This is a genomic window from Rheinheimera baltica, assembly GCF_030731985.1.
Taxonomy (GTDB): Bacteria; Pseudomonadota; Gammaproteobacteria; order Enterobacterales; family Alteromonadaceae; genus Alishewanella; species Alishewanella baltica.
Map to the genome: position 1 here is coordinate 47,040 of NZ_JAPJDY010000003.1, position 25,051 is coordinate 72,090.

27 protein-coding genes are annotated in these 25,051 nt (G+C 46.4%); 10 read left to right on the forward strand and 17 right to left on the reverse strand.

Features of this window, described 5'->3' with window-relative positions; all coding sequences use genetic code 11:
- Window positions 1–73: 73 nt before the first annotated feature.
- Window positions 74–400, reverse strand: coding sequence for a thioredoxin TrxA (trxA, locus tag ORJ00_RS05720; protein WP_027671211.1), 327 nt, complete (start codon window positions 398–400; stop codon window positions 74–76).
- A 102-nt stretch (window positions 401–502) separates the two neighbouring features.
- Here trxA and rhlB point away from each other — a divergent pair, with 102 nt between their 5' ends.
- A complete protein-coding gene (rhlB, locus tag ORJ00_RS05725) occupies window positions 503–1,789 on the forward strand; it encodes an ATP-dependent RNA helicase RhlB (protein WP_027671210.1) in 1,287 nt (428 codons plus the stop codon).
- A complete protein-coding gene (gene gppA / locus ORJ00_RS05730) occupies window positions 1,731–3,296 on the forward strand; it encodes a guanosine-5'-triphosphate,3'-diphosphate diphosphatase (RefSeq protein ID WP_370304639.1) in 1,566 nt (521 codons plus the stop codon). The genes rhlB and gppA overlap by 59 nt, the downstream gene beginning before the upstream one ends.
- Window positions 3,297–3,314: 18 nt before the next feature.
- Here gppA and ORJ00_RS05735 read toward each other — a convergent pair whose 3' ends face one another.
- The 12 genes from ORJ00_RS05735 to ORJ00_RS05790 form a co-directional block, all read right to left on the reverse strand.
- Entirely contained in the window at window positions 3,315–4,310 is a 996-nt protein-coding gene (locus ORJ00_RS05735) for a D-cysteine desulfhydrase family protein (RefSeq protein WP_306139270.1), read from the reverse strand.
- Window positions 4,311–4,327: 17 nt separating this feature from the next.
- Window positions 4,328–5,332, reverse strand: a complete 1,005-nt coding sequence (hemB, locus tag ORJ00_RS05740; protein WP_305976266.1) for a porphobilinogen synthase — start codon at window positions 5,330–5,332, stop codon at window positions 4,328–4,330.
- Window positions 5,322–6,065, reverse strand: coding sequence for a GGDEF domain-containing protein (locus ORJ00_RS05745; protein WP_306139271.1), 744 nt, complete (start codon window positions 6,063–6,065; stop codon window positions 5,322–5,324). Before ORJ00_RS05745 ends, hemB begins: the two co-directional genes overlap by 11 nt.
- Window position 6,066: 1 nt before the next feature.
- Window positions 6,067–6,873: a TatD family hydrolase gene (locus ORJ00_RS05750; RefSeq protein ID WP_027671206.1), complete on the reverse strand. Its 807-nt coding sequence runs from the start codon at window positions 6,871–6,873 to the stop codon at window positions 6,067–6,069.
- 1 nt (window position 6,874) lies between these two features.
- Entirely contained in the window at window positions 6,875–7,381 is a 507-nt protein-coding gene (locus ORJ00_RS05755; RefSeq protein WP_305976270.1) for a hypothetical protein, read from the reverse strand.
- On the reverse strand, window positions 7,378–8,136 hold the full coding sequence (gene tatC, locus ORJ00_RS05760; RefSeq protein ID WP_027671204.1) for a twin-arginine translocase subunit TatC: 759 nt from the start codon (window positions 8,134–8,136) through the stop codon (window positions 7,378–7,380). The genes ORJ00_RS05755 and tatC overlap by 4 nt, the downstream gene beginning before the upstream one ends.
- A complete protein-coding gene (tatB, locus tag ORJ00_RS05765; RefSeq protein ID WP_027671203.1) occupies window positions 8,120–8,434 on the reverse strand; it encodes a Sec-independent protein translocase protein TatB in 315 nt (104 codons plus the stop codon). The genes tatC and tatB overlap by 17 nt, the downstream gene beginning before the upstream one ends.
- Window positions 8,435–8,680 carry a Sec-independent protein translocase subunit TatA gene (locus ORJ00_RS05770; protein ID WP_027671202.1) on the reverse strand — a complete coding sequence of 82 codons (246 nt, stop codon included), beginning with the start codon at window positions 8,678–8,680 and terminating at the stop codon, window positions 8,435–8,437.
- An 82-nt stretch (window positions 8,681–8,762) separates the two neighbouring features.
- Entirely contained in the window at window positions 8,763–10,388 is a 1,626-nt protein-coding gene (gene ubiB / locus ORJ00_RS05775) for a ubiquinone biosynthesis regulatory protein kinase UbiB (protein WP_027671201.1), read from the reverse strand.
- A complete protein-coding gene (locus tag ORJ00_RS05780) occupies window positions 10,388–10,996 on the reverse strand; it encodes a ubiquinone biosynthesis accessory factor UbiJ (RefSeq protein ID WP_306139272.1) in 609 nt (202 codons plus the stop codon). Before ORJ00_RS05780 ends, ubiB begins: the two co-directional genes overlap by 1 nt.
- Window positions 10,996–11,751 carry a bifunctional demethylmenaquinone methyltransferase/2-methoxy-6-polyprenyl-1,4-benzoquinol methylase UbiE gene (gene ubiE, locus ORJ00_RS05785; RefSeq protein WP_306139273.1) on the reverse strand — a complete coding sequence of 252 codons (756 nt, stop codon included), beginning with the start codon at window positions 11,749–11,751 and terminating at the stop codon, window positions 10,996–10,998. Before ubiE ends, ORJ00_RS05780 begins: the two co-directional genes overlap by 1 nt.
- Before the next feature lie 86 nt (window positions 11,752–11,837).
- Window positions 11,838–12,863 (reverse strand): GGDEF domain-containing protein, encoded by a 1,026-nt coding sequence (locus ORJ00_RS05790; RefSeq protein ID WP_305976276.1) that lies wholly within the window; start codon window positions 12,861–12,863, stop codon window positions 11,838–11,840.
- 286 nt (window positions 12,864–13,149) lie between these two features.
- Here ORJ00_RS05790 and ORJ00_RS05795 point away from each other — a divergent pair, with 286 nt between their 5' ends.
- Both ORJ00_RS05795 and ORJ00_RS05800 read left to right on the forward strand, forming a co-directional pair.
- Complete coding sequence (locus ORJ00_RS05795) at window positions 13,150–14,895, forward strand: DUF885 domain-containing protein (RefSeq protein WP_305976278.1); 1,746 nt, start codon at window positions 13,150–13,152, stop codon at window positions 14,893–14,895.
- Window positions 14,896–14,959: 64 nt separating this feature from the next.
- Window positions 14,960–15,475 carry a hypothetical protein gene (locus ORJ00_RS05800; protein WP_305976280.1) on the forward strand — a complete coding sequence of 172 codons (516 nt, stop codon included), beginning with the start codon at window positions 14,960–14,962 and terminating at the stop codon, window positions 15,473–15,475.
- On the opposite strand, the gene ORJ00_RS05805 is transcribed toward ORJ00_RS05800, so the two are convergent.
- Together ORJ00_RS05805 and ORJ00_RS05810 are read right to left on the reverse strand one after the other, a co-directional pair.
- Window positions 15,465–15,695 carry a hypothetical protein gene (locus ORJ00_RS05805; RefSeq protein WP_305976282.1) on the reverse strand — a complete coding sequence of 77 codons (231 nt, stop codon included), beginning with the start codon at window positions 15,693–15,695 and terminating at the stop codon, window positions 15,465–15,467. The two genes, ORJ00_RS05800 and ORJ00_RS05805, sit on opposite strands and share 11 nt — an antisense overlap.
- Window positions 15,696–15,749: 54 nt before the next feature.
- Window positions 15,750–16,208, reverse strand: coding sequence for an EVE domain-containing protein (locus ORJ00_RS05810; RefSeq protein ID WP_305976284.1), 459 nt, complete (start codon window positions 16,206–16,208; stop codon window positions 15,750–15,752).
- Between the two features lie 71 nt (window positions 16,209–16,279).
- Between ORJ00_RS05810 and tesB the strand changes: the two genes are divergently transcribed.
- The gene (gene tesB / locus ORJ00_RS05815; RefSeq protein ID WP_027671193.1) at window positions 16,280–17,149 is read left to right on the forward strand and encodes an acyl-CoA thioesterase II; all 870 of its coding nucleotides are present in this window, start codon (window positions 16,280–16,282) and stop codon (window positions 17,147–17,149) included.
- Here the strand turns inward: tesB and plsB are convergent.
- Window positions 17,146–19,587, reverse strand: coding sequence for a glycerol-3-phosphate 1-O-acyltransferase PlsB (gene plsB / locus ORJ00_RS05820; protein ID WP_306139274.1), 2,442 nt, complete (start codon window positions 19,585–19,587; stop codon window positions 17,146–17,148). The genes tesB and plsB overlap by 4 nt on opposite strands.
- 141 nt (window positions 19,588–19,728) lie before the next feature.
- On the opposite strand from plsB, the gene lexA reads away from it, so the two are divergent.
- From lexA to ORJ00_RS05845, 5 genes are all read left to right on the forward strand, one after another.
- Window positions 19,729–20,346, forward strand: a complete 618-nt coding sequence (lexA, locus tag ORJ00_RS05825; protein ID WP_306139275.1) for a transcriptional repressor LexA — start codon at window positions 19,729–19,731, stop codon at window positions 20,344–20,346.
- A gap of 300 nt (window positions 20,347–20,646) precedes the next feature.
- Window positions 20,647–21,789 (forward strand): cytochrome c oxidase subunit II, encoded by a 1,143-nt coding sequence (gene coxB, locus ORJ00_RS05830; RefSeq protein WP_370300558.1) that lies wholly within the window; start codon window positions 20,647–20,649, stop codon window positions 21,787–21,789.
- Window positions 21,790–21,792: 3 nt separating this feature from the next.
- A complete protein-coding gene (gene ctaD / locus ORJ00_RS05835) occupies window positions 21,793–23,382 on the forward strand; it encodes a cytochrome c oxidase subunit I (protein ID WP_027671189.1) in 1,590 nt (529 codons plus the stop codon).
- A 9-nt stretch (window positions 23,383–23,391) separates the two neighbouring features.
- Entirely contained in the window at window positions 23,392–23,952 is a 561-nt protein-coding gene (locus ORJ00_RS05840) for a cytochrome c oxidase assembly protein (protein ID WP_027671188.1), read from the forward strand.
- Between the two features lies 1 nt (window position 23,953).
- A complete protein-coding gene (locus ORJ00_RS05845; protein ID WP_027671187.1) occupies window positions 23,954–24,832 on the forward strand; it encodes a cytochrome c oxidase subunit 3 in 879 nt (292 codons plus the stop codon).
- 4 nt (window positions 24,833–24,836) lie between these two features.
- On the opposite strand, the gene ORJ00_RS05850 is transcribed toward ORJ00_RS05845, so the two are convergent.
- Window positions 24,837–25,046: a DUF2909 domain-containing protein gene (locus ORJ00_RS05850; RefSeq protein ID WP_027671186.1), complete on the reverse strand. Its 210-nt coding sequence runs from the start codon at window positions 25,044–25,046 to the stop codon at window positions 24,837–24,839.
- Window positions 25,047–25,051 lie beyond the last annotated feature (5 nt).

Here is a 25,051-nt window from a genome sequence, read left to right on the forward strand (position 1 = left end):
TAGCAGCTGGCCATGGGTGCGTCCAGCGGTGAAATAAAAAAGGCGTATAAAAATACGCCTTTTTTCATTTTATTTAGATGTTGCTGTCTAAAAACTCTTTTAACTGCGTTTTTGACAGCGCGCCCACTTTAGTCGCCGCTACCGCACCGTTTTTAAATAACAGTAAGGTTGGAATGCCGCGAATGCCGAATTTTGGCGGTGTATTCGGATTATGATCAATATTTACTTTGGCCACGGCGACTTTACCCGTGTATTCCTGTGCAACTTCATCCAAAATCGGAGCGATCATTTTACATGGACCACACCACTCTGCCCAAAAGTCGACTAAAACCGGGGTTTCGGCTTTTAGTACGTCGGTTTCAAAGCTGTCATCAGAAACCTGTAAAATATGTTCGCTCATTTGTGTCTCCGCTAGTGCTGTGCAGCATCGCTGCAAAAAAGTGTTATCAATTTAAACGTGGCTGTTCCTTATTGCAAGCGTAACGGTTATGCTTAGCGCCGTATGAATAAAACACACTTAACATCACATAAATTCGCCGATTTTGCATTGGCACCACAGGTTCTTGACGCTCTTAACGCGCAAGGTTACGGCTATTGTACGCCTATTCAAGCCCAATGTTTACCGCTGGCGTTAGCCGGCAAGGATATTGCTGGGCAGGCCCAAACGGGCACAGGCAAAACATTGGCGTTCTTAACAGCGACCTTCCACCATTTACTGACCCACGAACCAAAAGGTTCAGGCCAGCCGCGAGCCATTATTATGGCACCAACGCGAGAGCTGGCGGTACAAATCCATCAGGATGCTAAAATGCTTGCCGAAAAGGCAGGCTTACGCCTTGGTTTGATTTATGGGGGCGAAGGTTATGATACTCAACGGCAGTTACTGGAAAAAGGCGTAGATATTTTAATTGGTACTACTGGCCGGCTAATCGATTATTTAAAGCAGGGCTTGTACGACTTGTCACAAATTCAGGTTGTCGTGCTGGATGAAGCTGATCGTATGTTCGATTTAGGTTTCATTAAAGATATTCGTTTTATGTTTAACCGTATGCCTCCGGCGACAGAGCGCTTAAGCCTGTTATTCTCCGCTACGTTATCCTACAAGGTGCAGGAACTGGCGTTTGAGAAAATGAATCAACCAGAACATATTCACATTGCGCCGGAAGAAATGACCGGCAGCCGCATAAGTGAAGAACTGTTTTACCCATCAGATGAGCATAAGCTACCGTTATTATTAACGTTGATGGAAGAAGAATGGCCAGATAAAGCCATTGTATTCGCCAATACTAAACACTGGTGTGAAGAAGTACATAACTGGTTGGAAATGGATGGCCATCGTGTTGGTTTGCTAACCGGTGATGTGATCCAGAAGAAACGGTTACGCATTTTAGAAGACTTCACCAGCGGTAAGTTAGATATTCTGGTCGCAACTGACGTTGCCGCCCGTGGTTTACATATACCCAAAGTGAGTCATGTTTTTAACTATGACTTACCGGACGATTGTGAAGACTACGTGCACCGTATCGGCCGCACCGGCCGGGCCGGTGAGAGCGGTAAAGCGATAAGTTTTGCCTGTGAACGTTATGCACTTAATCTTACCGCGATAGAAGACTATATTCGTCATATGGTACCGGTAAGCCAGTATGATGCCAGCGCTTTGCTGGATGATATCAAAACACCTAAACCTCGGGTCCGTCGTCGTGCTGGCCAGGCAAGAACCGGTAGTCGCAGTGGCTCAGGTGGACGTAGCAGTAATGGCGCAAGAGCTCCTCGCAACCGTCCTCGTTAATCCGGCCTTAACAACCGGCCAATCACCGCATCAGGATATCTATGCGGTGATTGATCTTGGCTCTAATAGCTTCCATATGCTGATGGTTAAAGTGGTTGGTGGATCGGTCCAGGTTATTGGTCGGGTGAAACGTAAAGTACGCTTAGCCGCCGGGTTAAATGATAATTTGGTCTTAAGCCGTAAAGCGATGAAGCGTGGCTGGGAATGCTTGTCATTGTTTGCTGAACGGCTGCAGGATATCCCGCCAGAAAACATCCGTATTGTTGGCACCGCCACGTTGCGACTCGCTAAGAATGTTAAAACTTTCCTCAAAGAAGCAGAAACCATCCTGGGGCAAAAAGTTACCGTTATCAGCGGTGAAGACGAAGCCCGTATTATCTATCTTGGTGTCGCTCACACATCCAACAGTGACAGTAACCGGTTAGTCATCGATATTGGCGGTGCCAGTACTGAAGTAGTAATTGGTGCCGGTTTCGCGCCACTGCTGTTATCCAGCCTGAATATGGGCTGTGTCACCTATTTAGAAAAATACTTTAGCGATGACGAGCTAAGCGAAGACAATTTTAATCAGGCGATCGCAGCAGCAGAGCAAGAAATATTGGCTATTGCACAGCAATATCAGCAAACCGGCTGGCAGCTAGCTGTTGGGGCGTCTGGCACTGTGCAGGCCATGCAGGAATGCCTCGTCGCTCAGGGTAAAGATGAAGTCATTACGTTAAGCCGTTTAGAAGACATTATGCAGCAAGCCTTGGCATGTGGCCGCATGGAACAATTGAACATTGTTGGTTTGGCACAAGAGCGAAAGCAGGTATTTCCGTCTGGGTTGGCCATTTTAATCGCATTGTTTCGTTGTTTAAACATTAGCGGTATGACGTTGTCTGGAGGCGCCCTGCGCGAAGGTGTGCTTTACAGCATGCTGCCGCAACTGCAGCATGCTGACGTGCGCAATCGTACCGTACAAAGTTTGATGGTGCGGTATTTTATTGACCAGCTACATGCAGAGCGTGTGGCTGAAATGGCCGAGGAATTGGCTAATCAGTTACAAATACGCTGGGATCTGAATAAGTTTGAAGGGCACAGCATGTTACGTTGTGGTGCCTTGCTACATGAATTAGGTCTACTCATCGAGTACAAAAACCACCATCACCATGGCGCTTACATAATTAATCACTCTGACTTACCCGGTTTTACCCGCGCCCAACAGCAATTAGTTATGGCGTTGGTACATAACCATCGTGCCGATATTAGCCGGGATGTTATTGCCCGCCAAACCATGACTTCGGTATTACTGACTGTACGTTTAACCCGAATTTTGCGCTTAGCAGTAATTTTGTCTATGCGTCGGCGGCATGAAGTACTGCCGCAGGTTAACATCAGCAGTAAAGGTGAGGCGATCATGTTACAAATGCCAATTGGCTGGCTGGAACAGCATCCTTTAATGCGTGCTGAGCTGGAGCAAGAACTGCAATATCAGCAGCTGGCAGGTTGGGAGTTCACTTTTAAATAAACATGGCAGCGGTTAATCTCAGTTAAATGCTGAGATATACGCCGGAAGAGCCTGGCTACCGCCGGTGTGTAAAAACAACTGCGTACTCCCTATTGCAATAATACCACGCTGGCATAAATCAATTAATCCTGCCATTGCCTTACCTGTGTACACCGGATCCAGCAATATCCCCTCTGTTTGCGCAGTCGTTGATATTGCATTAAGTGAGTCCTGCGTGACAACGCCATAGCTGGCACCATAATAGTCACCATTTGCATGCACTTTCCCGTTGGCTAACACCGGGTCAAGGCCTAGCCGTTGTAGAATTTGCTGTAATAGCGTCAACACCAGCTGTTCTTGCTCTGACCCGGGACGGCTTACTGTGATACCCAGAATCGGAATATCCACTCCGGCTATAATCAATCCTGCCAGTAAACCAGCCTGTGTGCCGGCACTGCCGGTGGCGACAACAAGCTGATCGACTTTTAAAGCCTGCTCATCTAGTTGCTCGATCAGCTCTAGTGCACATCGGACATAACCCAAACTCCCAACGGCGTTTGAACCACCAATAGGTATTAGATACGGCCTTTTGCCTTGCTGTTGTAAGCGTGCGACAAGCGAATTGGCATACTGGTGACAATCTTCTTTTACCGGCACCTGATGAACTGTGGCGCCTAATAATTCATGTAAAAACATATTGCCATTAGTTAAATAGTCTACTCTGGGCGTGCCAGGAACATCTTGCAGCACCAATTCGCAGTTAAAGCCAAATTTGGCTGCCGCCGCTGCAGTTTGTCTGGCATGGTTAGATTGCAAGCCACCTATGGTAACCAGTGTGTCTGCACCTTGCTGTTGCGCATCAGCCAGCAGATGTTCGAGCTTGCGGGTTTTGTTGCCTCCGCCGGCTAAGCCGGTGCAGTCATCGCGTTTAAACAGCAAGTTAATTCCCAGCTTGGCAGACAAGCGCGGCGCCTGCTCAAGCGGTGTTGGTTGATGACTGATTATCAAACGGGGTTGTTGTTTAAAAGAGGACATACAAAGACTCGCGTTAACTATTTTTGTTGTAGCCAAATAGCTACTTTTTTAGCGAAGTAGGTCAAAATGCCATCGGCGCCGGCGCGTTTAAACGCCAGTAATGACTCCATAATTACCGGCTGTTCCGCTAGCCAGCCATTTTGAATGGCAGCCATATGCATGGCGTATTCGCCACTAACCTGATAAGCAAAAGTGGGCACGCCAAATTCGTCTTTTACCCGGCGAACAATGTCCAAATAGGGCATGCCTGGTTTTACCATCACCATATCGGCGCCTTCTTCTAAATCCTGTGCTACCTCATGCAAGGCTTCATTACTGTTTGCCGGGTCCATCTGATAATTTTTCTTATTACCACCTTTCAAATTACCGGCAGAACCTACGGCATCGCGAAACGGGCCGTAATAGCTGGATGCGTACTTGGCTGAGTACGCCATAATACGGGTATTAACAAAACCTGCCTCTTCTAGCGCTTCTCGTATAGCACCGATACGACCATCCATCATATCTGATGGCGCAACCACATCTGCCCCCGCTTCAGCATGCGACAATGCCTGCTTGACCAAGGCTGCTGTGGTAATGTCATTCATCACATAGCCGTTGTCGTCGATGATGCCATCCTGACCATGCGTCGTGAAGGGATCTAACGCTACATCAGTAATAATGCCCAGTTCTGGCACATGTTGTTTTAGCAACCGAACGGCGCGTTGTGCGAGTGCCTCAGGGTTCCAGGCTTCTTCTGCTTGCAGTGATTTTTTACCGCTAGCAATAACCGGGAACAGCGCAATAGCCGGAATACCTAACTCGACGAGTTGCTTAGCTTCAGTTAGCAACAGGTCCAGACTAAGACGTTCAATCCCAGGCATCGAGGCTATAGCCTCACGCTGATTTTCTCCTTCGACAATAAACATAGGATAAATCAGATCGTTTACCGTCAGCTGATGCTCTGCCATTAAACGACGGCTAAAGTCATGTTCGCGCATACGGCGTAAACGGCTGGCAGGGAAAAAACGGTTAGTGTTCATTAACTTCTCCTGGTATATCAAGGCAGTCGCTCGCCGCCATTGGCGGATAACTTTGCACTTGATTACGCCCGGCAGACTTAGCACGATAAAGTGCGGTGTCGGCAAAAGCGATATACTCGTCATTGTTTGTGGCGGGTTGTGGTATGGCAGCATAGCAGCCAGCACTGAGCGTCAGTGAGACGTGCTGCTCTGCTAACAGCAGTTTGTTGTCTGCCATGTACTGTCGGATCTGTTCAGCGAGTTGCCTGGCGCCTGCTAGCGTTGTATTAGGCAAAATTAAAGCAAATTCTTCACCGCCATAGCGGCACAGTTTGTCACCGGGCCGTTTAAGCTGTTGCAAGATGGCAGCAGATACCTGCTTAATTGCTTGATCACCGGCCAAATGTCCGTAGGTGTCATTGATTTTTTTAAAATGATCAATGTCGAATAAGATAATGGCCAAAGAGCGTTGTTCACGTCTGCTACGTTTTACTTCCGCACTCATTTGCCGGTCAAAGTATGCGCGGTTGTATATTCCTGATAGAGCATCGCGCTGGCTCTGTTTCTCTAATTGTTGGTTTTTTTCTGCCAGTTCATCAAGCGTAACTTGCAGCTCAAAGCTATGGCTACGCAGTTGGGTTTCCATATCTGAAGCCGCATGCTGCCAGCGAACTAACATTTTATATCCGACAATACCGGCCAAAGCTGCACCGACTAATAACCCAGCGAAAAAATACGGCAGCCAGTCGACCATATTATGCCTCCACTGCCAATAGCGAGTTGTTTAGCTTAAACAACTCCTTGCTATTAGCCACTGTAATTCTAGCAATATCGCTTAGTTCCAGTTGGCGCAGTGTTGCTACGGTGTTGGCAATATGCACAAGAAAAGCCGGTTCATTGCATCTGCTGGCTGGTTTTGGTGTCAAATTCCTAGGGAGCAAATAAGGGGCATCCGTTTCCAAAAGCAAACGATCTAAAGGAATATACTGTAATGCGTGGCGCAAGACGTCGCCGCGGCGTTCATCACATAACCAGCCTGTAATGCCGATATATAAGCCAAGATCGAGCCAGGCTTTTAATTGGACCGAGTCCCCAGTGAAACAGTGTGCAACGCCCGTTATTTTCGGCTGTTCTTTTAACATAGCCAGTTGAGTATCAAACGCATCGCGCTCATGCAAGTACACCGGCTTATTGGTACATACGGCGAGCTGTAGCTGCTCGGCAAATACCTGCTGCTGTACCGGGCGTGGTGAGAAATCACGGTTAAAATCAAGCCCGCACTCGCCTACAGCGATAACATTTGGCTTAGTTAGCATCAGTGTCAGGTCATCAAGCCAACCGCTTTTCACATTAGCAGCCTGATGTGGGTGCACACCTGCGGTGGTATAACAGCCGGTATTTTGCTGACAAAAGCTGATATTCAGCTGGCTTTCTGCGATATCACTGCCAATAAGAATCAGCTGGCGAACACCTGCATTGGCGGCACGCTTTATTACAGCTTGTCTATCGGTATCGAACTGACTACTAAAAATGTTAACGCCAATATCGCACCAGGTCAGCATATTATTTATCGCGTTTGACTTTTATAGAACGGTTGTTGTTATTATTGCCTAATAAAAATGAATTGAGAACACCGCGTTTAACATAGTGCTGTTCGCCAACAGCGATACTGTAATGCTCAGTGCCAATTTGGCGCCAGCGCTGACCATTATCAAAGGTTACAATAAGTTCTTTTCGTGGGCTGTAGCTAACCGAACTAACGGTGACGCTGAGTTTGTCTGCCACTTCATCGTCAATTACTTTGTGCTCTAAACCAAACTTACTCTCTACTGAAGCCTCCGCAGTTGTAACGTCCTCAACCGCAATTGCTTCCTGAACAGCAGGCTTTGATATCACAACTGCGCTGGTCGACGTGCTTGGGTTAATGTCGGTATTAATCGCGTCGTAACATGTTAGACGGCGCAATGAATTTTGTTCAGCCCGACACAGCTCAAGGGCCTGCTCTACCGGCGAAGCTGCGCTAACCTGTAGGCTGGAAATAACAAAGCAAATAGCATAAAACGGTTTCATAGCTTCTGTTCCTGATCTTCTGATTCTTCTATAGAACGGGGTTGGTAAAAGCGGCTTAGCGCCAGACCAAGCTCGAAAAGCAACCACATGGGCACGGCCAATAAGGTCTGTGACAAGACATCAGGTGGCGTTAACAGCATGCCTAAAATAAAGGCGCCTACGACGATATAAGGGCGTTTTTCAGCCAAGCCTTCGCGTGTGCTAACGCCGGTCCATACCATTAGCAAAATGGCAACGGGTATCTCAAATGACAAACCAAAAGCAAAAAACAGCTTAAGGACAAAATCAAGGTAGTTGCTGATATCGGTAGCAACGGTAACGCCCTCGGGCGCGACACTGGTAAAGAAACCGAAAATAATTGGAAACACGACAAAATAAGCAAACGCGATACCACTGTAAAACAATAGAGTGCTGCTAATGACGAGCGGAGCCATTAACTTTTTCTCTCTGCTGTAAAGAGCGGGCGCAATAAACTGCCACACTTGCAGCAAAATATAGGGAATGGCAAAACAAATCGCAACGATAAATGTGAGTTTAAAGGGAGCAAAAAACGGCGCTGCAACGTCGGTTGCAATCATACTGCTGTTTTCAGGCAGTACCGCAATTAAAGGTTTTGCCAAAAGATGATATATATCCTGAGCAAAAGCCGCCAACGCGGCAAACACCACAATTACTGCAACAACGCAACGTAGTAGCCGGTTTCGAAGTTCAATAAGGTGGCCAAGCAGGCTGTCGGGATTAGCGTTCTGGCTCATGTTTTTTTTCACTGCTAATAATAGGGGTATTGACGTCAGCTGCAGCCTGCTTCAACTCTGTCAACGCAGCCTGTTCTTGATCTGTCAGATTTAACAGTCCTTTGGCTTCGGCATCTTTAAGCTTTTGGTGAAGTTCATGGGCTCGTAAATCTGCGTTAAGTTCTGCCTGCATCTGCTGGCCAAATTGTTTAACACTACGCACGGTTTTATGCACGGATCGAATAGCGCCGGGTAGGCGTTCCGGGCCCAGAACCAACAGGGCTACAACACCGATAACAATCAGTTCCCAGAAACCCATTTACACTTTGTCTTTTGCTGCTGACTGATTGGCAGTGGTTTTTTCGGCGTCGGCTTTTGCCTTTTCTGACAACTGTGCAGCGGGGAGTTCATCATCTTCCTGCGGCTCATCTTTTATTGAGCTGCGAAAGCCCTTAATTGCAGAGCCAAGATCAGTGCCAATGCCACGCAGTTTTTTAGTGCCAAATAACAACACGATAATTGCTAATACAATGAGTAATTGCCAAATACTGATATTGCCGAACATGGTTAATCCTCTTTAATAATACATCACGATTTCAGAGTCATCAGTGTATGTCGTTATTGTGACAGTGATATTATCAGCTGGTTCAGCGCCAAGCTTTAAATGCGAGCCCGATGCTTAATAAGGCTAATGCGGCCGCAACAGCATTATGACCAAAGCAAAGCAACATACTAGCACTTATTAAGCTTGCTGCTGCAAAGGTTGCCGCAACAATTTGGGTTCTGGTCTTATGTTGCTGTTGTGCCAGATGTTGCAGTTGTTGCAACAGTTGATGCTGCTGCTTTGGTCCTTGCTCAAGATACTGGTGCAGTAGGTTTGGCATCTGCGGCATTTTTTCTGCCCAAAAAGGTAAGTTATCTTTTACCTGACGCCAGATGGCAGGCAAACCAACTTGCTGTTTAACCCAGTTTTCTAGGAAAGGTTTTGCCGTCTTCCATAAATCCAGTTGCGGGTATAGCTGACGGCCTAAGCCTTCAATGTACAGTAAGGTTTTTTGTAGCAGAACCAATTGTGGCTGTACCTGCATATCAAAGCGACGTGCGGTGTTAAACAGATTTAGCAGTACGTTTCCAAAGGAAATTTCTGCCAGCGGTTTTTGGAATATGGGTTCGCACACGGTACGAATAGCGCTCTCGAACTCTTCCACTTTGGTATGAGCTGGCACCCAGCCTGAATCTATGTGCAGTTGGGCGACTTTTTTGTAGTCGCGGTTGAAAAAGGCAACAAAGTTCTCAGCTAAGTAGCGCTTATCTTCGGCATTTAACGTGCCGACAATACCACAATCAATACCGATATATTTGGGGTTAGTTGGCGTCTCGCGTGAAACAAAAATATTGCCCGGATGCATGTCAGCATGAAAAAAACTATCACGAAATACCTGTGTAAAAAACACTTCAACACCGCGTTTGGCCAGCAGTTCCATATCTGTGCCTTGCGCCTCTAACGCGGCAATATCTGACACAGGAATACCATAGATGCGTTCCATAACCATCACATTCGCCCGGCTATAATCACTATAAACAAAAGGAATATACAGTGAGTCAGAACCGTCGAAATTACGGCGTAATTGAATAGCGTTGGCTGCTTCGCGCTTTAAATCCAGCTCGTCCAGAATGGTTCTACGATATTCGGATACCACCTCGCGGGGCCTTAAACGCTTGCCATCAGGTAAGAACCGGGTTGCTGCATCCGCTAAAGTGTCCATTAGAGCTAAATCAGCAAGAATTTGCTGTTTAATATTTGGCCGAATTACTTTTATAACAACATCTGCCAAGCTGCCATCGTCTTGCATCAATCTGGCTGTGTGTACCTGAGCGATGGAGGCCGAAGCCAACGGGGTTTGTTCAAAATCGATAAAAAAATCGGAGATGTTTTTCAAATCAAGCGCTTGTTCGATTAAACGTTGTGCTTGCGCACCATCAAACGGGGGGACTTTGTCTTGTAACTTTGCGAGTTCATCAGCCAAATGTGACGGGAACAAGTCTCGACGTGTTGACAGCATTTGGCCAAATTTAACCCAGACCGGGCCGAGGCTTTGTAATGCCAGCCGCAACCTTACACCAACAGGGTGTTCTGGATAGCGGTTTCGCAGCCAGAATAAGCTACGGCGAAATAACTTGGCGTACCAGGGTTGCCATTGAGACGGAATAAGTTCGTCCAGACCAAACTGTAACAATGTTTTTTGAATGTGGTAAAAGCGGCCGATACGCACTATGACTCCTGAAACTTTTGCAACTGCTGCTGCAGTACGTCAACGCGGGCAGATAGTTTACTCACTGCGTCGCTAAACTCGGCCATCTCAACTGGTACCGGGCTTAATTTAAGCTCATCTTGCGCTAACTCAATACTCATCTGCTGCACAGCACTACTTTTGGCACTAATATAATGCTGCAGTTGTTTCAGGCTCAGTGCGAGTTTATGTGCTGCACCATCACCAATATAGCCTGACAGTGCTTCTTGCCAGTCTGGGTTAAGTTGAGCAAAGAAACTGCTAAATTGTTGGGCAACCTGAATATCGCCATCAATTTGTAGGGCGTCTGCTTTAATTAAACGCGTAAGCTGGCTTGGATCGCGCAGTAAGCGCAAGCTGGCGATATCGGTTTGAATAGCGCAATCAACGCTTTCATCATGCTGGTTAAATAAAATAGCCTCGGCTGTCGCGCTTAGCACCAGTGTTATGGGCCATTCACGTAACCGAAATGATAGCTGTTTTCCGGCGATACGAGACAACCGGGGCATCGCTTGAGGATCCATAGCAATAAGCTTAACGATGGCTTTCTCCGCTAAGGCACAAACAAGCTGAGGCAGCAAAGGCAGCATTAGAATTTGTAACCCCGATGTAAGGCGACAATGCCACCGGTCAGATTGTGATAACTGACTTCAGCAAAGCCAGCCTCCTGCATCATAGCCTTCAGCGTTTCCTGATTGGGGTGCATGCGGATAGACTCGGCAAGGTACTGGTAACTTTCTTTATCGTTGGCAACCAACTGTCCCATGGCGGGCAACAGTTTAAAAGAATATAAATCGTATACTTTGCTCAACCATGCTTGTTCTGGTTTGGAAAACTCTAACACCAGCAGTCGGCCACCTGGTTTTAACACCCGAAAAATTGAACGCAATGCGGCATCTTTATCAGTGACGTTACGTAAGCCAAAACCTATACTGACAATGTCAAAGCTGTTGTCCGCGAAGGGTAGAGCTTCAGCATTGGCTTGAACATACTCAATGTTACCAACCAAGCCTAAATCGCGAAGCTTATCTCGGCCAACGTTGAGCATGGATGCGTTAATATCTGCCAGTACGACTTTGCCCGTTGTTCCAACCCGTTTTGAAAACAAAGCGGTTATGTCACCAGTACCCCCTGCAAGATCAAGTACTTTTTGGCCTGAACGCACTCCACTGCAATCGATAGTAAAGCGTTTCCATAAGCGGTGAATACCAAGTGACATCAAATCATTCATCAGATCGTACTTGGCGGAAACGGAATGAAAGACATCGGCTACCATAGACACTTTTTGTTCGGCAGCAACTGTTTTGTAGCCAAAGTGCGTAGTATTTGAATTGTGATCTGTCATGCTGCAAACCTGTCGGCAAATTAATGCGGCTAGTGTAAAAGATAACCGCGCAGAGTCCAACTTATCTATTGTCTTTTATGTGTGTGTTAAGTGGCCAACATCGCTTCACTGGCGACCTGATTACGGCCACGTTGTTTCGCCAGCAGCAGGACTTCTGCAGTGCGGCCAAGAAACTGGTACCAGTTTTCTGATTGTTGGTATAAAGATACGCCGAGCGAAATCGTTACTTTCGGTAAGGTTTGTTTGCTGCGTGACGAAACAAAGCGAAGTTTTTCAACGCCACGGCGGACTTGTTCAGCAATCTCACTGGCACTACGCAGGTCGACATCAGGCAAAAGAATAAGGAACTCTTCACCACCAGAACGTACAGGCAGGCCACTGTTTTGCACATAGCTGCTAACTTTTCGGGCAACTTTAGCTAAGATAACATCACCAATTGTATTGCCATATTGCTGATTAAAACGACTGAAATGATCCAGGTTAACAACGATGGCGGCGATACGACGATTGGGTTCTTCACTAAACCAAACGTCAAGCTGGTTCTGCATGGCCGCACGATTATATAAACCGGTAAGAGGGTCAAGCAAGCGTTGCTGCTTGAGCTGTTCCAGTTCATGGCGTAATTGATGGCTTTGTTGATTGGCAAGCAGTAATTGTTGGTGTAATTGTTGTTGGTCGCGTTTGAAATCAGCTGTTGTTTGATGTAGCTGATTAACCACTGTCAGGACAACGCTGTCATTACTGACTTGTTCAAGACGCAGCATACTGTCGTCCAGCTGTTGCAGGTAATCGTCAAGTTGTTCTGCTGCAACGTCTGTATATCCCGCTATGCGGCTAACCATGCCGGCAGCATCCTGCAGCATAAGTTGCTGCTGGGCGTTATCCTCTGCCATAAAACGGCTATACAGATCCGCCATAACAAAATCATCTAGCGGCGCTTTAGCAGCAAGTTTTTGCTCAATTATTTGACACAGCTGAGCATTATTGCCACTAATGTATTCATAGCAAACAGCATAATTTACCGGGTGCGCTGCTAAACCAGCTCGGTGTAAAAATAACTTAACCTGTGCTGCCTTGTCGCTGGCTTGTTGTAGTGAATCCTGATACTTCATAAGATCACATGTAAATCCGGTTAGAGGTGTTATTTGGCATGTTGTCGGGCAAATGTTAAAAAATAAAAAGCCAGCTCAATAGTACGCGAATATAATCTGCTGGCAACTACTGCGCATCTAGAGTTGATCAATGTGCAGAAAATAGCAACAAACTGCTGGCTTTATAAGCGACAACGGCTTCGCTGTTTTAATTCGACCAAAGACGGCAACTTTCCGCTGAGCGGTCTTTATTCTGCAAACAAAGTCGTTACAATCGATCAGTCTTTATATCGTGGAAATAATTATAATGAACACCACTCTGAGTTCAAAAGCGTTATTGATCATCATAAGCAGCTTTGTTTTTAGTGGTTGCGCTAGTTACCTACAGCATACTGATACCAGTTTTACTGCGTTTACTGAACAACTCTGGCGGGCTGAAAAACAGCTTAATCAAGCGGAATCGGGTCAATTAATTGATATGTTGCCCGAGGCACTTTTACAGCGACAACAGCAACGCCTCGCCTGGTATAAGCGCCTGCAGCAGATTGATGTTAGCGTTTTAACGGAACAAAACCAGATTAACCATGCCATTTTAGTTTACCGTCTGGCGAATGAAATTGATGAGTATCGCTTTGGCGCCCACTTAATGCCGCTGACAGCTGAGTCTGGTTTTCATACCGACCTGGGGTTTATGCCAAAGTATACGGTATTTCGCAGCGTGAAAGACTATCAGGCTTATATCCAAAAGTTGGCTGCTATCCCCCGATATATGCAACAGCAAACCAACCTGATGAAACAAGGGCTAGCGACTGGAATAACACAGCCCAAGGCGGTTTTAGCCGGATTTGAAAAGAGTATATTGTCTTATGTTGTCGCTGAGCCCACTGAGAGTGTTTTTTATCAACCGTTTAGTTCACAGCCCAGTTATATCAATGACACAGAATGGCAGCAGCTAGCTGATGAAGCGGCAATGCAAATTCGTACCGCAGTGAACCCGGCGTATCAAGCTTACTATCATTTTATGGTTAACGAATATCAGCCAGGCGCGCGCGATACTATTGCCGCCAGCGCGTTGCCCCAGGGGGCCGACTTTTATCAAAACAGGCTGCAGCATTACACCACGTTGCAATTGACGCCAGCTCAGGTCCATGAAATTGGCCTTAATGAAGTGAAGCGTATTCGACAAGAGATGCAACAAGTGATTCAGCAAGCGGGATTTAATGGCAGTTTTGCTGACTTTATTCAATTTTTGCGTACCGACCCGCAGTTTTACGCAAAAACGCCGGAAGAGCTGATGCGTTATGCCGCTTTTTTAGCAAAAAAAGCTGACGCGGAATTGCCAAAATTATTTAAAACCTTACCGCGCACGCCCTATGGTGTTGTTCCTGTTCCTGCAGAAATTGCACCTAAGTACACCACTGGCCGATACTCTGGGCCATCACGTGACGATCAGGCCGGGTTTTATTGGGTCAACACTTACCGTCTTGACCGGCGACCTCTGTATGAAATGGAAGCACTGACATTACATGAAGCTGTACCGGGGCATCATTTACAGATTGCGCTGGCGCGCGAGCAAAACGAATTACCTGAGTATCGCCGCAGTTTTTACACTTCGGCTTTTGGCGAAGGTTGGGGCTTATATGCTGAATATTTGGGCATGGAAATGGGCTTTTACCAAGACCCTTACAGTAATTTTGGTCGCCTGACGTATGAAATGTGGCGCGCAGCAAGGCTTGTGGTAGACACGGGTATGCACAGTATGGGTTGGAGCAGGCAGCAAGCGATAGATTTTCTTGCCAGTAACACCGCGTTGTCAATGCACAACGTGACCACTGAAATCGACCGCTATATCAGCTGGCCTGGGCAGGCGCTTTCATATAAATTGGGCGAAATTACAATAAAGCGCTTAAGAGTAGAAACCGAACAGGCTCTGGGCAACCGCTTCGATATCAGAGAGTTTCATGATGTATTACTTAGTAATGGTAGCTTGCCGTTGGTTCAACTGGAACAGCAAGTAAGACGTTACATTACTGAGCAACAACAGGTAGAATAATACCGGTACAAATAATACGGCGGCATAGGCCCCGAGTCAGCAGCAAGCAGGGAACAGACGAAGTATGATCTGGATGGCATTATTCGGTGTGATAATGGTCGTTATGTTGTACCTGCTATGGCATGTAGAGCAGGTCGGTAAAACCAATCGAGGGCTAAAGACTAAGCTGGCTGCTCGTGAGCAAGAGATATTAAAATTGCAGCAGGCTACCTATCAGCTGGCTGAACAACAAAAGAGTGTGTTAGAGCAAAAGCTGGGGCATGTCACCGTAAACTCTATGTTGTCTGCACACGAACTGCAAGTATGCAAATTGCTATGTAGTAGTTTGCCTGTAGTGGTAAAAGAATATTGTAGTAAAGGTTTAACTCCGCAACAGGCAATGGCTACGCAAATACGTCGGCAAAGTATTGTTAGCGCAAGCCAACTTGAGTATATGATGCAAAAACACGCCAGATTAACAACACTATGGAACACTAACAGTGTGACCTCACACTTACAGCTTTGTTCCGTAGTTGTTTCTCTGGCATTAGAGCAAGTTCCGGCAAAAGTTAGCAACCTGGAAGCTGCTATTAATGCCTGAGAACAATATTTGGCTCAACATCAATTTGGCCTTCCATATCAATGGCGGCCATTTTATTGCCAGATGCAAGAACAGCAACACTGCAATCAGCAATGTGTCTTACAAACAGCAAGTCGTAACCATAGCGCTGTAATTCTGCAACAGAAAATTTTTGTGCCAGATTCAGATCGTCCCAGAAAAAGTGTACATCCTTATCCATCTGGCGCCTTTCGTTTGACATAATTGGCTCCAACCATCTCGGATCACATGTTTCAGGCTCAATCAGGTATACCGCTTAACCTAGCTGTAAAATCGTTTGCCACTGCTCAGGTGTTACCGGCATAACAGACAGTCTGCTGCCTTTTTGAACAGCAGGCAGCTCATTCAGCTTAGCTGAGCTTTTTAGTTTGTCCAGCGAAATGATGTGAGGAAATTTTTCAACAAAGATTACGTCAACAGCGACCCAGCGCGGCACATCAGGTGAAGATTTTCCATCAAAATAAACACTTGTGTTATCAAATTGGCTTGGGTCAGCATAAGCAGAGGCAACTACGCGTGCAATACCTGCGATGCCAATTATTTTGCAGCTTGAGTGATAGATGAATACCAAATCATCGTGCTGTACTTTATCACGCAGCATATTGCGAGCTTGATAGTTACGCACGCCCTCCCAAACGATAGGTTTATCCGGCGCTTTAACGAAATCATCAATGCTGCATTCTGACGGTTCTGTTTTAAATAACCAATAAGCCATCTTTGCTGATCTCCCAAGTTTGCGGCAGAATATCACTATACTTTAAGCAAACGGAATACAAAGGGACGGCAATGAGTCAGGTATTACAGAATTTACTGTCATTATTAAAGCTGGAAACCATTGAGCAAGGGTTGTACCGTGGCCAAAGTCAGGATTTGGGTTTTAAAGCGGTTTTTGGTGGGCAGGTTATGGGACAGGCGCTGTCTGCCGCGAAAGAAACCATGGCTGAAGATCGTAAGGTGCATTCTTTTCACTCCTATTTTTTGCGACCAGGAGATGCGGCAAAGGCCATAGTTTACGAAGTCGAAAATATTCGTGATGGCAAGAGTTTTAGTACGCGTCGGGTTAGTGCCATTCAGTACGGTAAGCCCATTTTTTATTTGACGGCGTCGTTTCAGGCTGAAGAAAGCGGCTTTGAGCATCAGGATGTGATGCCGCAATTACCACAACCGGAAGATCTGGTGTCCGATCTAGAGTTTTATCAACAGCATGCTCAGCTAATACCCGAAAGTTTACGCAGTAAATTTATTTGTGAAAAACCTATAGAAATGCGTCCGGTTGATTTTCAAAACCCGTTTAAAGCACAGATTAGCCCAGCAAAACGTTATGTCTGGTTTAAAGCCAATGGCGCTATGCCAGATGATTTGCGGGTGCATAAATATTTGCTGGCTTATGCCTCTGATTTTAATTTTTTACCTACAGCATTGCAGCCACATGGTAAATCTTTTATGGCGCCGAATATGCAGGTTGCAACTATCGATCATGCCATGTGGTTTCATCAGGATTTTCGTTTCGATGATTGGTTGCTCTATGCGGTAGACAGCCCCAGTGCTTCAGGTGGTAGGGGGTTGGTGCGCGGCCAGTTTTACAACCGGGCCGGCACCTTAGTGGCGTCTACCATTCAGGAAGGGGTTATTCGCTCGTATCCTACCAGCCGCTAAGATACGCTGGTAGGGACGATGCTGTGAATACTCTGCAACACATCATTGCGTAGCAGCATGCTAACGGTGGTATTCAGAGCCGGTAACTGCGCAGTAGCAACAACCCTGTTTTGCTCGTCGTTACGGGTAAAACCGCCGTCTTTTAACGCGTTTACCAGGGTAGCGAACAGTTGCTTGTCGTAATATTCCGGTGCAGTAATGCCGTGCAGGTTGAGTAAACGTTGTGCTAACTCATGACAGTGTTTCTCTAATACTGTACGGCTTTGCGCTCCCTGGCTTTCGATGAGCTGCAGTACCATGGCGTAGCGTTGCAATGTATGCTCAGCATTATGTGCAAGCATGCTTAACATAAAGTAGCCGTTGCTATGCTGAGTTGGGGCCCTATAGCTTTCAGCATGCTGCTCTACCAGATTAGCTTCAACCAAATGTTGCAACACAGCGCTGCAATAGGTATCGACATCTGCTAAGGATAAAAACAATTCTTGCTGCAGCAAAGGTAGCAGTTGCTGCACTATGGATAATAGTTGCTGCTGATTTATTTCTCTACGATGCAAAACGGCACTGGCAATAATGGCCGGTAAGATAAACAAATGCAGCACATTATTACGGTAATAGCTCATTAAAATGGCGTTGTCATCGGTCAAACTAATCAGTTGTCCGAAACTATCGTTGTGTTGCTGTACCTTATCTAGTGATATTGCATGATCAATTAACTGCTCCGCGCTTTCCTCCGGCAATGTCATTTGCTGGTGATAAGGTGCTTCGCGTTGCAGTGATAAGTAGTACTTGATTTGTTGTGCCAGTTCCGCACGGGTTAGCGTATGTTTCTCCGTTGCTAATAAACATAATGCGATAAGGTTAATGCTGTTAAGTGCTGCAGCCTGGTTAATACGCTGCATCAGGCTTTCGGCCAAGATAGCAACAGTGGGGTTCAACCACTGTGGTTTTTGTACTTCCAGTGGATGAACATCCTGCTTCCAATGGGGTACGTGTTGAGTCAGATAACTATTTAATGTGATGGGTTCACCAAAGTTGACATAACCATAGCCATAATCGCGCAAATTACGAATGGCTTTAACGACGCCCCAAACGGACTCTTTTTGCTTACCCGAACCTTTTAATTCACGTAAGTAAGTGTTCACCTCCATTACATGCTCATAACCAAGATAAACGGGGACAAGCGTCACAGGGCGTTCAATACCACGCAGCATGGATTGTAACGTCATCGCCAGCATGCCAGTTTTAGGCTGAAGTAAGCGCCCAGTTCGACTGCGGCCGCCTTCGGTATAATATTTTATTGAGTGGCCTTTACTGAATAATTGGCACAAATATTCACGAAATACCGCTGAATAAAGCTTATTTCCGCTAAAACTCCGACGAATAAAAAACGCGCCACCACGGCGAAAAATGGGCCCAGCAGGCCAAAAGTTCAGGTTGATACCGGCAGCAATGTGCGGTGGTGCCAGACCTTGCTGATAAATGACATAACTCAGTAACAGATAGTCCATGTGGCTACGATGGCAGGGGACATAAACAATTTCATGTCCCTTCTGGGCTAAATCACGCAACATGTCGGCATTATTAATTTTGATGCCGGTATAGAGCTTGTTCCACAGCCAGCGCAGCACTCTATCACCCACTCGAAGTGTGGATGCGCGATAATCTGCGGCAATTTCCAACAACAGTTTACGTGCTTGCTGTCTTGCTGCTGAGCGTGGAATACGTTTTGCTTTGGCTTCATCTTCAACCGCTTTTTTTAACGCGGGGGCGGCCAATAACGCGTTAAATAGCTGCGCACGGTTAACCATTTTGGGGCCGGTAGCCGCTAAGCGTTGACGATAAAAATGGAAACGTGACATACGCAACAGTTTATGTGCTGTTTGCTCTGCAGCCCCATATTGCGCAGCCATCTGCTGTAATGATACTGCTCGGCTAAAACGCACCAGCGAGTGGCGCCCTGAAATTAACACTATCAGCAGTTTAGCAAGCCAGTTTGGCGCGTGTGCTTCGCCGAGTAACCATTTTATGCTGTTTTCTTTGCCGGGTGCTCTGCCCCACAACAACGATACTGGCACAAGTTGTGCGTTTAAGTCAGGGTCATCAAGGTGAGCTTGCAGTAATGCTTGCCCTTGTGCCAAGGCAGTTGTTTTACCGCGTGTAAACACTAGGGTGTGGGGCTTCTCTAAAAATAAGGTACGGGGGTGACTTGTGCCATTAAGACTGACGTCGTCGGCGGGATCAGGCAGATCCAGTTTATGACAAATACGGCGGATAGCTGCTAAGTCAGCGGCAGATTCGGTCGTGCAAACATAAAACAAAGGGCGGCTTGTAGACAGTGCCAGCTCAGTAATGGGTTGCTCAGGGACTGTTTTATACTTCAACAGTGGCCACATCGGCCATTTTAATAAGGCTGCAAACAATTTTACCGGCCGGAACATAGCCATCTCATCCAGAGTTAAATACTGTGATATAGCATAACATGGCCGTGCCAAGTAGAAAATTGTGCCGCAACACAGAAACTTGCAATTGTAATACGCCTGTATATACTCACAGTATTCACTGTACAGGTAAACAGCACTATGAGACCACTGACGCCACGACAGGCAGAAATTTTGCAATTGATAAAAGATTACCAGCAAGATAGCGGTATGCCACCTACACGAGCAGAAATAGCACAGCAATTAGGTTTTAAATCGGCAAACGCTGCAGAGGAGCACCTAAAAGCGTTGGCTAAAAAAGGCGTTATAGAAATGATGCCGGGTACCTCACGTGGTATCCGGCTGGTAGAAATGGATGAGCCCGTGCAGCTAGGGCTGCCACTTATTGGTAAGGTTGCTGCTGGACAACCTATTCTTGCAGCTGAACACGTACAGGAACATTACCAGGTGGATGCGCATTTATTTAAACCGCATGCTGATTTTCTGCTGCGCGTGCAGGGCATGAGCATGCAGGATATTGGTATCTTGGATGGTGATTTACTTGCGGTACACAAAACGCAGCAGGCTGAACCCGGACAGGTGATTGTGGCCCGGGTAGACGAAGATGTAACTGTTAAACGTTTTCAGCGAGACGGCAGTACAGTGTTGTTGCATCCGGAAAATAAAGATTTCGATGTGATTAAGGTTGATCTCAGCGCGCAGCATTTTGCCATTGAAGGTTTGGCTGTAGGCGTGATTCGTAATGGAAGTTGGTTGTAATTTGTACTAACCTCAATAAGTTATTTTGCCATAAGCGCTGGTACGACCACTAAGGTTTGCCGGTGCTTTTGTTATTTAGGGGTTTACACTGATTGCGATTTGGATAATTCTTAGGCTGTTACTGATTAAAAAATAACAATAGAATCAGTTCCGGTTTCAGCGCTAGCCCCGAAACCGATAATAACAATAATAAACTGATGAAACTTCAGACATGGGTTCGGTGTGGGTGAGTAAGAGCCGTGTAGTACTGTGTACTTAGTTTCTGCAGTTTGCTTTGCAAAATGACAGAGGAGAAGTCCAGTGACGAAAACGCGTAGTCTTCGTTGGTCGCTGCCAACCCTGCTTTTAGCTGCAACAGCTAATGCAACAGATATGCCCCTTAATATGACCAAAGGGGTAACAGAAATTAGTCGGCAAGTTTACGACCTGCACATGACCATTTTTCTGATTTGTTGTGTTATTGGTGCAGTGGTGTTCGGGATCATGTTTTGGTCTATCGTTCGCCATCGAAAAGCGCGAGGTGTGCAGCCAGCCCAATTCCACGAAAGCACCAAAGTAGAAATACTCTGGACTGCTATACCGGTATTAATTCTAATTATTATGGCCATTCCGGCTACTAAAACCCTTATTGCTATGGAAGACACTACGCAAGCAGACGTCACCGTGGTTATTACCGGTTCACAATGGAAATGGCATTACAAATATTTAGAACACGATGTCGAATATTACTCACTCTTAGCAACGCCAAAGGAGCAAATTGTCAATAAGCTCGCTAAAGGCGAAAATTATTTGCTGGAAGTAGACCGTCCGCTCGTTATTCCCACCGGTAAAAAAGTACGTTTTTTGATGACCTCTGATGATGTTATCCATTCTTGGTGGGTACCTGCTTTTGCCGTCAAAAAAGATGCTAATCCGGGTTTTATCAATGAAGCATGGACCCGGGTAGATGAACCCGGTATCTATCGCGGCCAGTGTGCTGAGCTTTGTGGCAAAGACCATGGTTATATGCCTGTGGTGGTTATTGCGAAAAGCCCTGCAGACTTTGACACCTGGGTGAATGGTGAGGCTGAGCGCATAGCCAAAGCTAAAGCGGAAGAACAAGAATTGCTTGCCATGAACATGGGAATGGATGAGTTGATGGATGTTGGTGAGCGCACCTACACTGCATATTGTGCAGCCTGCCATCAGCCGAATGGCGAAGGTTTACCGGGTATTTTCCCTGCGCTTAAAGGCAGTAGCATGGCGTTAACTGATATCCCGGGGCATATTAATATTGTGCTGAACGGTAAAACAGGTACAGCCATGCAAGCTTACGCCAAGCAATTAAGTTTAAAAGAAATTGCCGCGGTAATTACCTACGAGCGCAATGCCTGGGGTAACAATACTGGCGAATTAGTGCAGGCTGCAGACGTCTACGCTGTCATGCAAGGTAAAGGGGAATAACGGATGAGCGCAGCAGTGACAGATCATGAACATGATCACGAGCATCATGACCATAAACCCAGCGGCATAAAGCGCTGGTTGTATACCACTAACCACAAAGACATCGGTACCATGTACCTGGTGTTTGCGCTAATCATGTTTTTTATTGGTGGCGCCATGGCAATGGTGATCCGGGCTGAGTTATTCCAGCCGGGTATGCAGTTCGTTGAGCCGAACTTCTTTAACCAGATGACCACAGTGCATGGCCTGATTATGGTATTTGGCGCGGTAATGCCTGCCTTTACCGGCTTAGCCAACTGGATGATACCGATGATGATTGGCGCGCCGGATATGGCGCTACCCAGGATGAATAACTGGAGCTTCTGGATCCTGCCATTTGCGTTTTTAATTCTATTAATTTCGCTGTTTATGCCAGGCGGTGGTCCGGCGTTCGGTTGGACATTCTATGCACCGTTATCAACAACCTATAGTGGAGACAGTACCGCATTATTTGTTTTCTCTGTGCATATAATGGGTATATCGTCCATCATGGGAGCGATCAACGTTATCGTTACCATTTTCAACTTACGGGCACCAGGCATGACCTGGATGAAAATGCCACTGTTTGTATGGACTTGGTTAATTACCGCGTTTTTGCTGATTATGGTTATGCCGGTATTAGCCGGTGCAGTAACAATGGTATTGACCGACAAATATTTTGGCACTAGCTTCTTTGACGCCGCCGGTGGTGGCGACCCGGTATTGTTCCAGCATATTTTCTGGTTCTTTGGTCACCCTGAAGTGTATATCATGATATTGCCAGCCTTCGGTATCGTGTCGAGTATAGTCCCCACCTTTGCGCGTAAACCCCTGTTTGGTTATGCCTCCATGGTTTATGCCACATCCAGTATCGCGATATTGTCGTTTCTGGTATGGGCGCACCATATGTTTACCACTGGTATGCCAGTTGCCGGGGCCTTGTTCTTTATGTATTGCACCATGTTAATTGCGGTGCCGACCGGGGTTAAAGTATTTAACTGGGTGGCGACAATGTGGCGCGGTGCTATGACGTTTGAAGTGCCGATGATGTTTGCGCTGGCCTTTATTGTGCTGTTTACCATCGGTGGCTTTTCTGGCTTGATGTTGGCGATAACACCGGCCGACTTCCAATACCATGATACTTACTTCGTGGTAGCGCATTTCCACTATGTGTTAGTAACAGGTGCGGTGTTCTCCATTATTGCGGCGGCCTATTACTGGTTACCGAAATGGACCGGCTTTATGTACGATGAAAAGCTGGGCCAGTGGCATTTTTGGTGCTCGCTTATTTCCGTTAACTTGTTGTTCTTCCCTATGCACTTTGTTGGGTTGGCAGGTATGCCGCGCCGGATCCCTGATTACGCGCTGCAATTTGCTGACTTTAACGCCTTTATTAGCATCGGTGGTTTCCTATTCGGCGCGTCACAGCTGCTTTTTGTCTGGCTAGTGGTGAAATGTGCACGAGGTGGAGAGAAAGCGACAGCGCAAGTTTGGGAAGGTGCCGAAGGTTTGGAATGGGAAGTGCCGTCACCGGCGCCATATCATACTTTTGAGACGCCGCCACACGTGAAGTAGGAGCAAACAATGGCACTGAAACATCAGCCTTTAACCGTAAAATTAGCCGTCATTGCATTGGCCATGTTTGGGTTTGGTTTTGCTTTGGTGCCGTTGTATGACGTGTTTTGCGACCTGACGGGTTTAAACGGTAAAACCGCGACAACTGCGGCCACCGCTGACGCTGCGCAGATTGATATTAGCCGCGAAGTGGTGATTGAGTTTATCGCCCGACCCAACAAACAGATGCCGTGGATTTTTGAGCCAGAAGTGCGTCGTATGACGGTGCATCCCGGAGAAATTCATATTATGAATTACTTGGCAGAAAACCCTACCGGACGCTTTATTGTGGGTCAGGCTGTGCCATCGGTTTCTCCTGGTCAGGCTGCATTATACTTCCACAAAATTGAGTGTTTTTGCTTCACCCAGCAGAAGTTGGATGCCGGTAAAAACATGCTAATGCCGTTACAGTTTTATGTTGACCCAGCGCTACCCAGTCAGTTTTCTACTATTACGTTGTCGTACACCTTGTATGACGTGACGAATGGCTGGACTGAAAGCACCGCTGAGTCGACCCAACTTGGGGAATAACATGAATAAAACCTATGAAAAATATTATGTTCCCGCCCAAAGCCCATGGCCTATTGTCGGTGCCGTGGCGTTGTTTTTAATTGCTTTTGGTGCAGGAAACTTTGTCAATGAAGTAACAAAGCAACAACCTGGTTTTGGCGGCTACATGCTGGCAGCAGGCTTTGTTGTATTAATTATTATGCTGTTTGGCTGGTTTAAAAACGTTATTGATGAATCCATGAGTGGCTTATACAGTGCACAGATGGACCGCTCTTTTCGCCAAGGCATGAGTTGGTTTATTTTGTCTGAAGTGATGTTCTTTATGGCGTTTTTTGGTGCGTTGTTTTATGGCCGTGTCATTGCACTGGACTGGTTAAGTGGTGGCAGCAATAACGCCATGACATTTCAACTGCTATGGCCTGGTTTTGATGCTATGTGGCCGTTGCTGAAAACACCTGGCGGCATTGAGACGCAAGCGATGCCAGCAACAGGATTACCACTAATTAATACGGCGATACTGGTCATTTCGTCTATTACACTGCATTTTGCTCACACTGGTTTAGAGCAAAACAAGCGTGGTCAACTGAAGTTAATGTTACTGGTAACCTTATTGTTAGGTGCAACTTTTCTCAGCTTACAAGTGTATGAGTATATCCATGCCTATCGGGATTTGGGCTTAACACTGGCATCGGGTTTTTATGGCAATACCTTCTTTTTGCTAACCGGATTTCACGGCATGCATGTGACGTTGGGAGCCATAATTTTACTGTTTGTGTTCTTTCGTGTGTTAAAAGGCCACTTTACGCCAGAGAAACATTTTGCCTTTCAAGCTGCGGCCTGGTATTGGCATTTTGTTGATGTTGTTTGGCTATGTTTGTACTTTTTTGTCTACGTACTGTAACGCGTTAATACGGTCTGGGGTTCTGTTGTATGAGCCCCAGCGCCAAGGCGATAAAAATAATGATCAGTACTATAGCGGAGAACAATACCCGTCTACCAAGAAACTGTGACATTTTTACGCTGGGATCAGGTGCTTTTAACATCACCACTCCTGCACGTATCAGGTTAAATACAATAAAAAGTAGTAGCGCTATGATGACAAGTTTAAGCCACATTGACA

Coding starts and splice junctions, on each gene's coding strand:
- trxA (WP_027671211.1), bottom strand. CDS start 400: ATGAGCGAACATATTTTACAGGTTTCTGATGACAGCTTTGAAACCGAC.
- rhlB (WP_027671210.1), top strand. CDS start 503: ATGAATAAAACACACTTAACATCACATAAATTCGCCGATTTTGCATTG.
- ORJ00_RS05735 (WP_306139270.1), bottom strand. CDS start 4,310: ATGTCCTCTTTTAAACAACAACCCCGTTTGATAATCAGTCATCAACCA.
- hemB (WP_305976266.1), bottom strand. CDS start 5,332: ATGAACACTAACCGTTTTTTCCCTGCCAGCCGTTTACGCCGTATGCGC.
- ORJ00_RS05745 (WP_306139271.1), bottom strand. CDS start 6,065: ATGGTCGACTGGCTGCCGTATTTTTTCGCTGGGTTATTAGTCGGTGCA.
- ORJ00_RS05750 (WP_027671206.1), bottom strand. CDS start 6,873: ATGCTGACCTGGTGCGATATTGGCGTTAACATTTTTAGTAGTCAGTTC.
- ORJ00_RS05755 (WP_305976270.1), bottom strand. CDS start 7,381: ATGAAACCGTTTTATGCTATTTGCTTTGTTATTTCCAGCCTACAGGTT.
- tatC (WP_027671204.1), bottom strand. CDS start 8,136: ATGAGCCAGAACGCTAATCCCGACAGCCTGCTTGGCCACCTTATTGAA.
- tatB (WP_027671203.1), bottom strand. CDS start 8,434: ATGGGTTTCTGGGAACTGATTGTTATCGGTGTTGTAGCCCTGTTGGTT.
- ORJ00_RS05770 (WP_027671202.1), bottom strand. CDS start 8,680: ATGTTCGGCAATATCAGTATTTGGCAATTACTCATTGTATTAGCAATT.
- ORJ00_RS05780 (WP_306139272.1), bottom strand. CDS start 10,996: ATGCTGCCTTTGCTGCCTCAGCTTGTTTGTGCCTTAGCGGAGAAAGCC.
- ubiE (WP_306139273.1), bottom strand. CDS start 11,751: ATGACAGATCACAATTCAAATACTACGCACTTTGGCTACAAAACAGTT.
- ORJ00_RS05790 (WP_305976276.1), bottom strand. CDS start 12,863: ATGAAGTATCAGGATTCACTACAACAAGCCAGCGACAAGGCAGCACAG.
- ORJ00_RS05795 (WP_305976278.1), top strand. CDS start 13,150: ATGAACACCACTCTGAGTTCAAAAGCGTTATTGATCATCATAAGCAGC.
- ORJ00_RS05800 (WP_305976280.1), top strand. CDS start 14,960: ATGATCTGGATGGCATTATTCGGTGTGATAATGGTCGTTATGTTGTAC.
- ORJ00_RS05805 (WP_305976282.1), bottom strand. CDS start 15,695: ATGTCAAACGAAAGGCGCCAGATGGATAAGGATGTACACTTTTTCTGG.
- ORJ00_RS05810 (WP_305976284.1), bottom strand. CDS start 16,208: ATGGCTTATTGGTTATTTAAAACAGAACCGTCAGAATGCAGCATTGAT.
- tesB (WP_027671193.1), top strand. CDS start 16,280: ATGAGTCAGGTATTACAGAATTTACTGTCATTATTAAAGCTGGAAACC.
- plsB (WP_306139274.1), bottom strand. CDS start 19,587: ATGTTCCGGCCGGTAAAATTGTTTGCAGCCTTATTAAAATGGCCGATG.
- lexA (WP_306139275.1), top strand. CDS start 19,729: ATGAGACCACTGACGCCACGACAGGCAGAAATTTTGCAATTGATAAAA.
- ctaD (WP_027671189.1), top strand. CDS start 21,793: ATGAGCGCAGCAGTGACAGATCATGAACATGATCACGAGCATCATGAC.
- ORJ00_RS05840 (WP_027671188.1), top strand. CDS start 23,392: ATGGCACTGAAACATCAGCCTTTAACCGTAAAATTAGCCGTCATTGCA.
- ORJ00_RS05845 (WP_027671187.1), top strand. CDS start 23,954: ATGAATAAAACCTATGAAAAATATTATGTTCCCGCCCAAAGCCCATGG.
- ORJ00_RS05850 (WP_027671186.1), bottom strand. CDS start 25,046: ATGTGGCTTAAACTTGTCATCATAGCGCTACTACTTTTTATTGTATTT.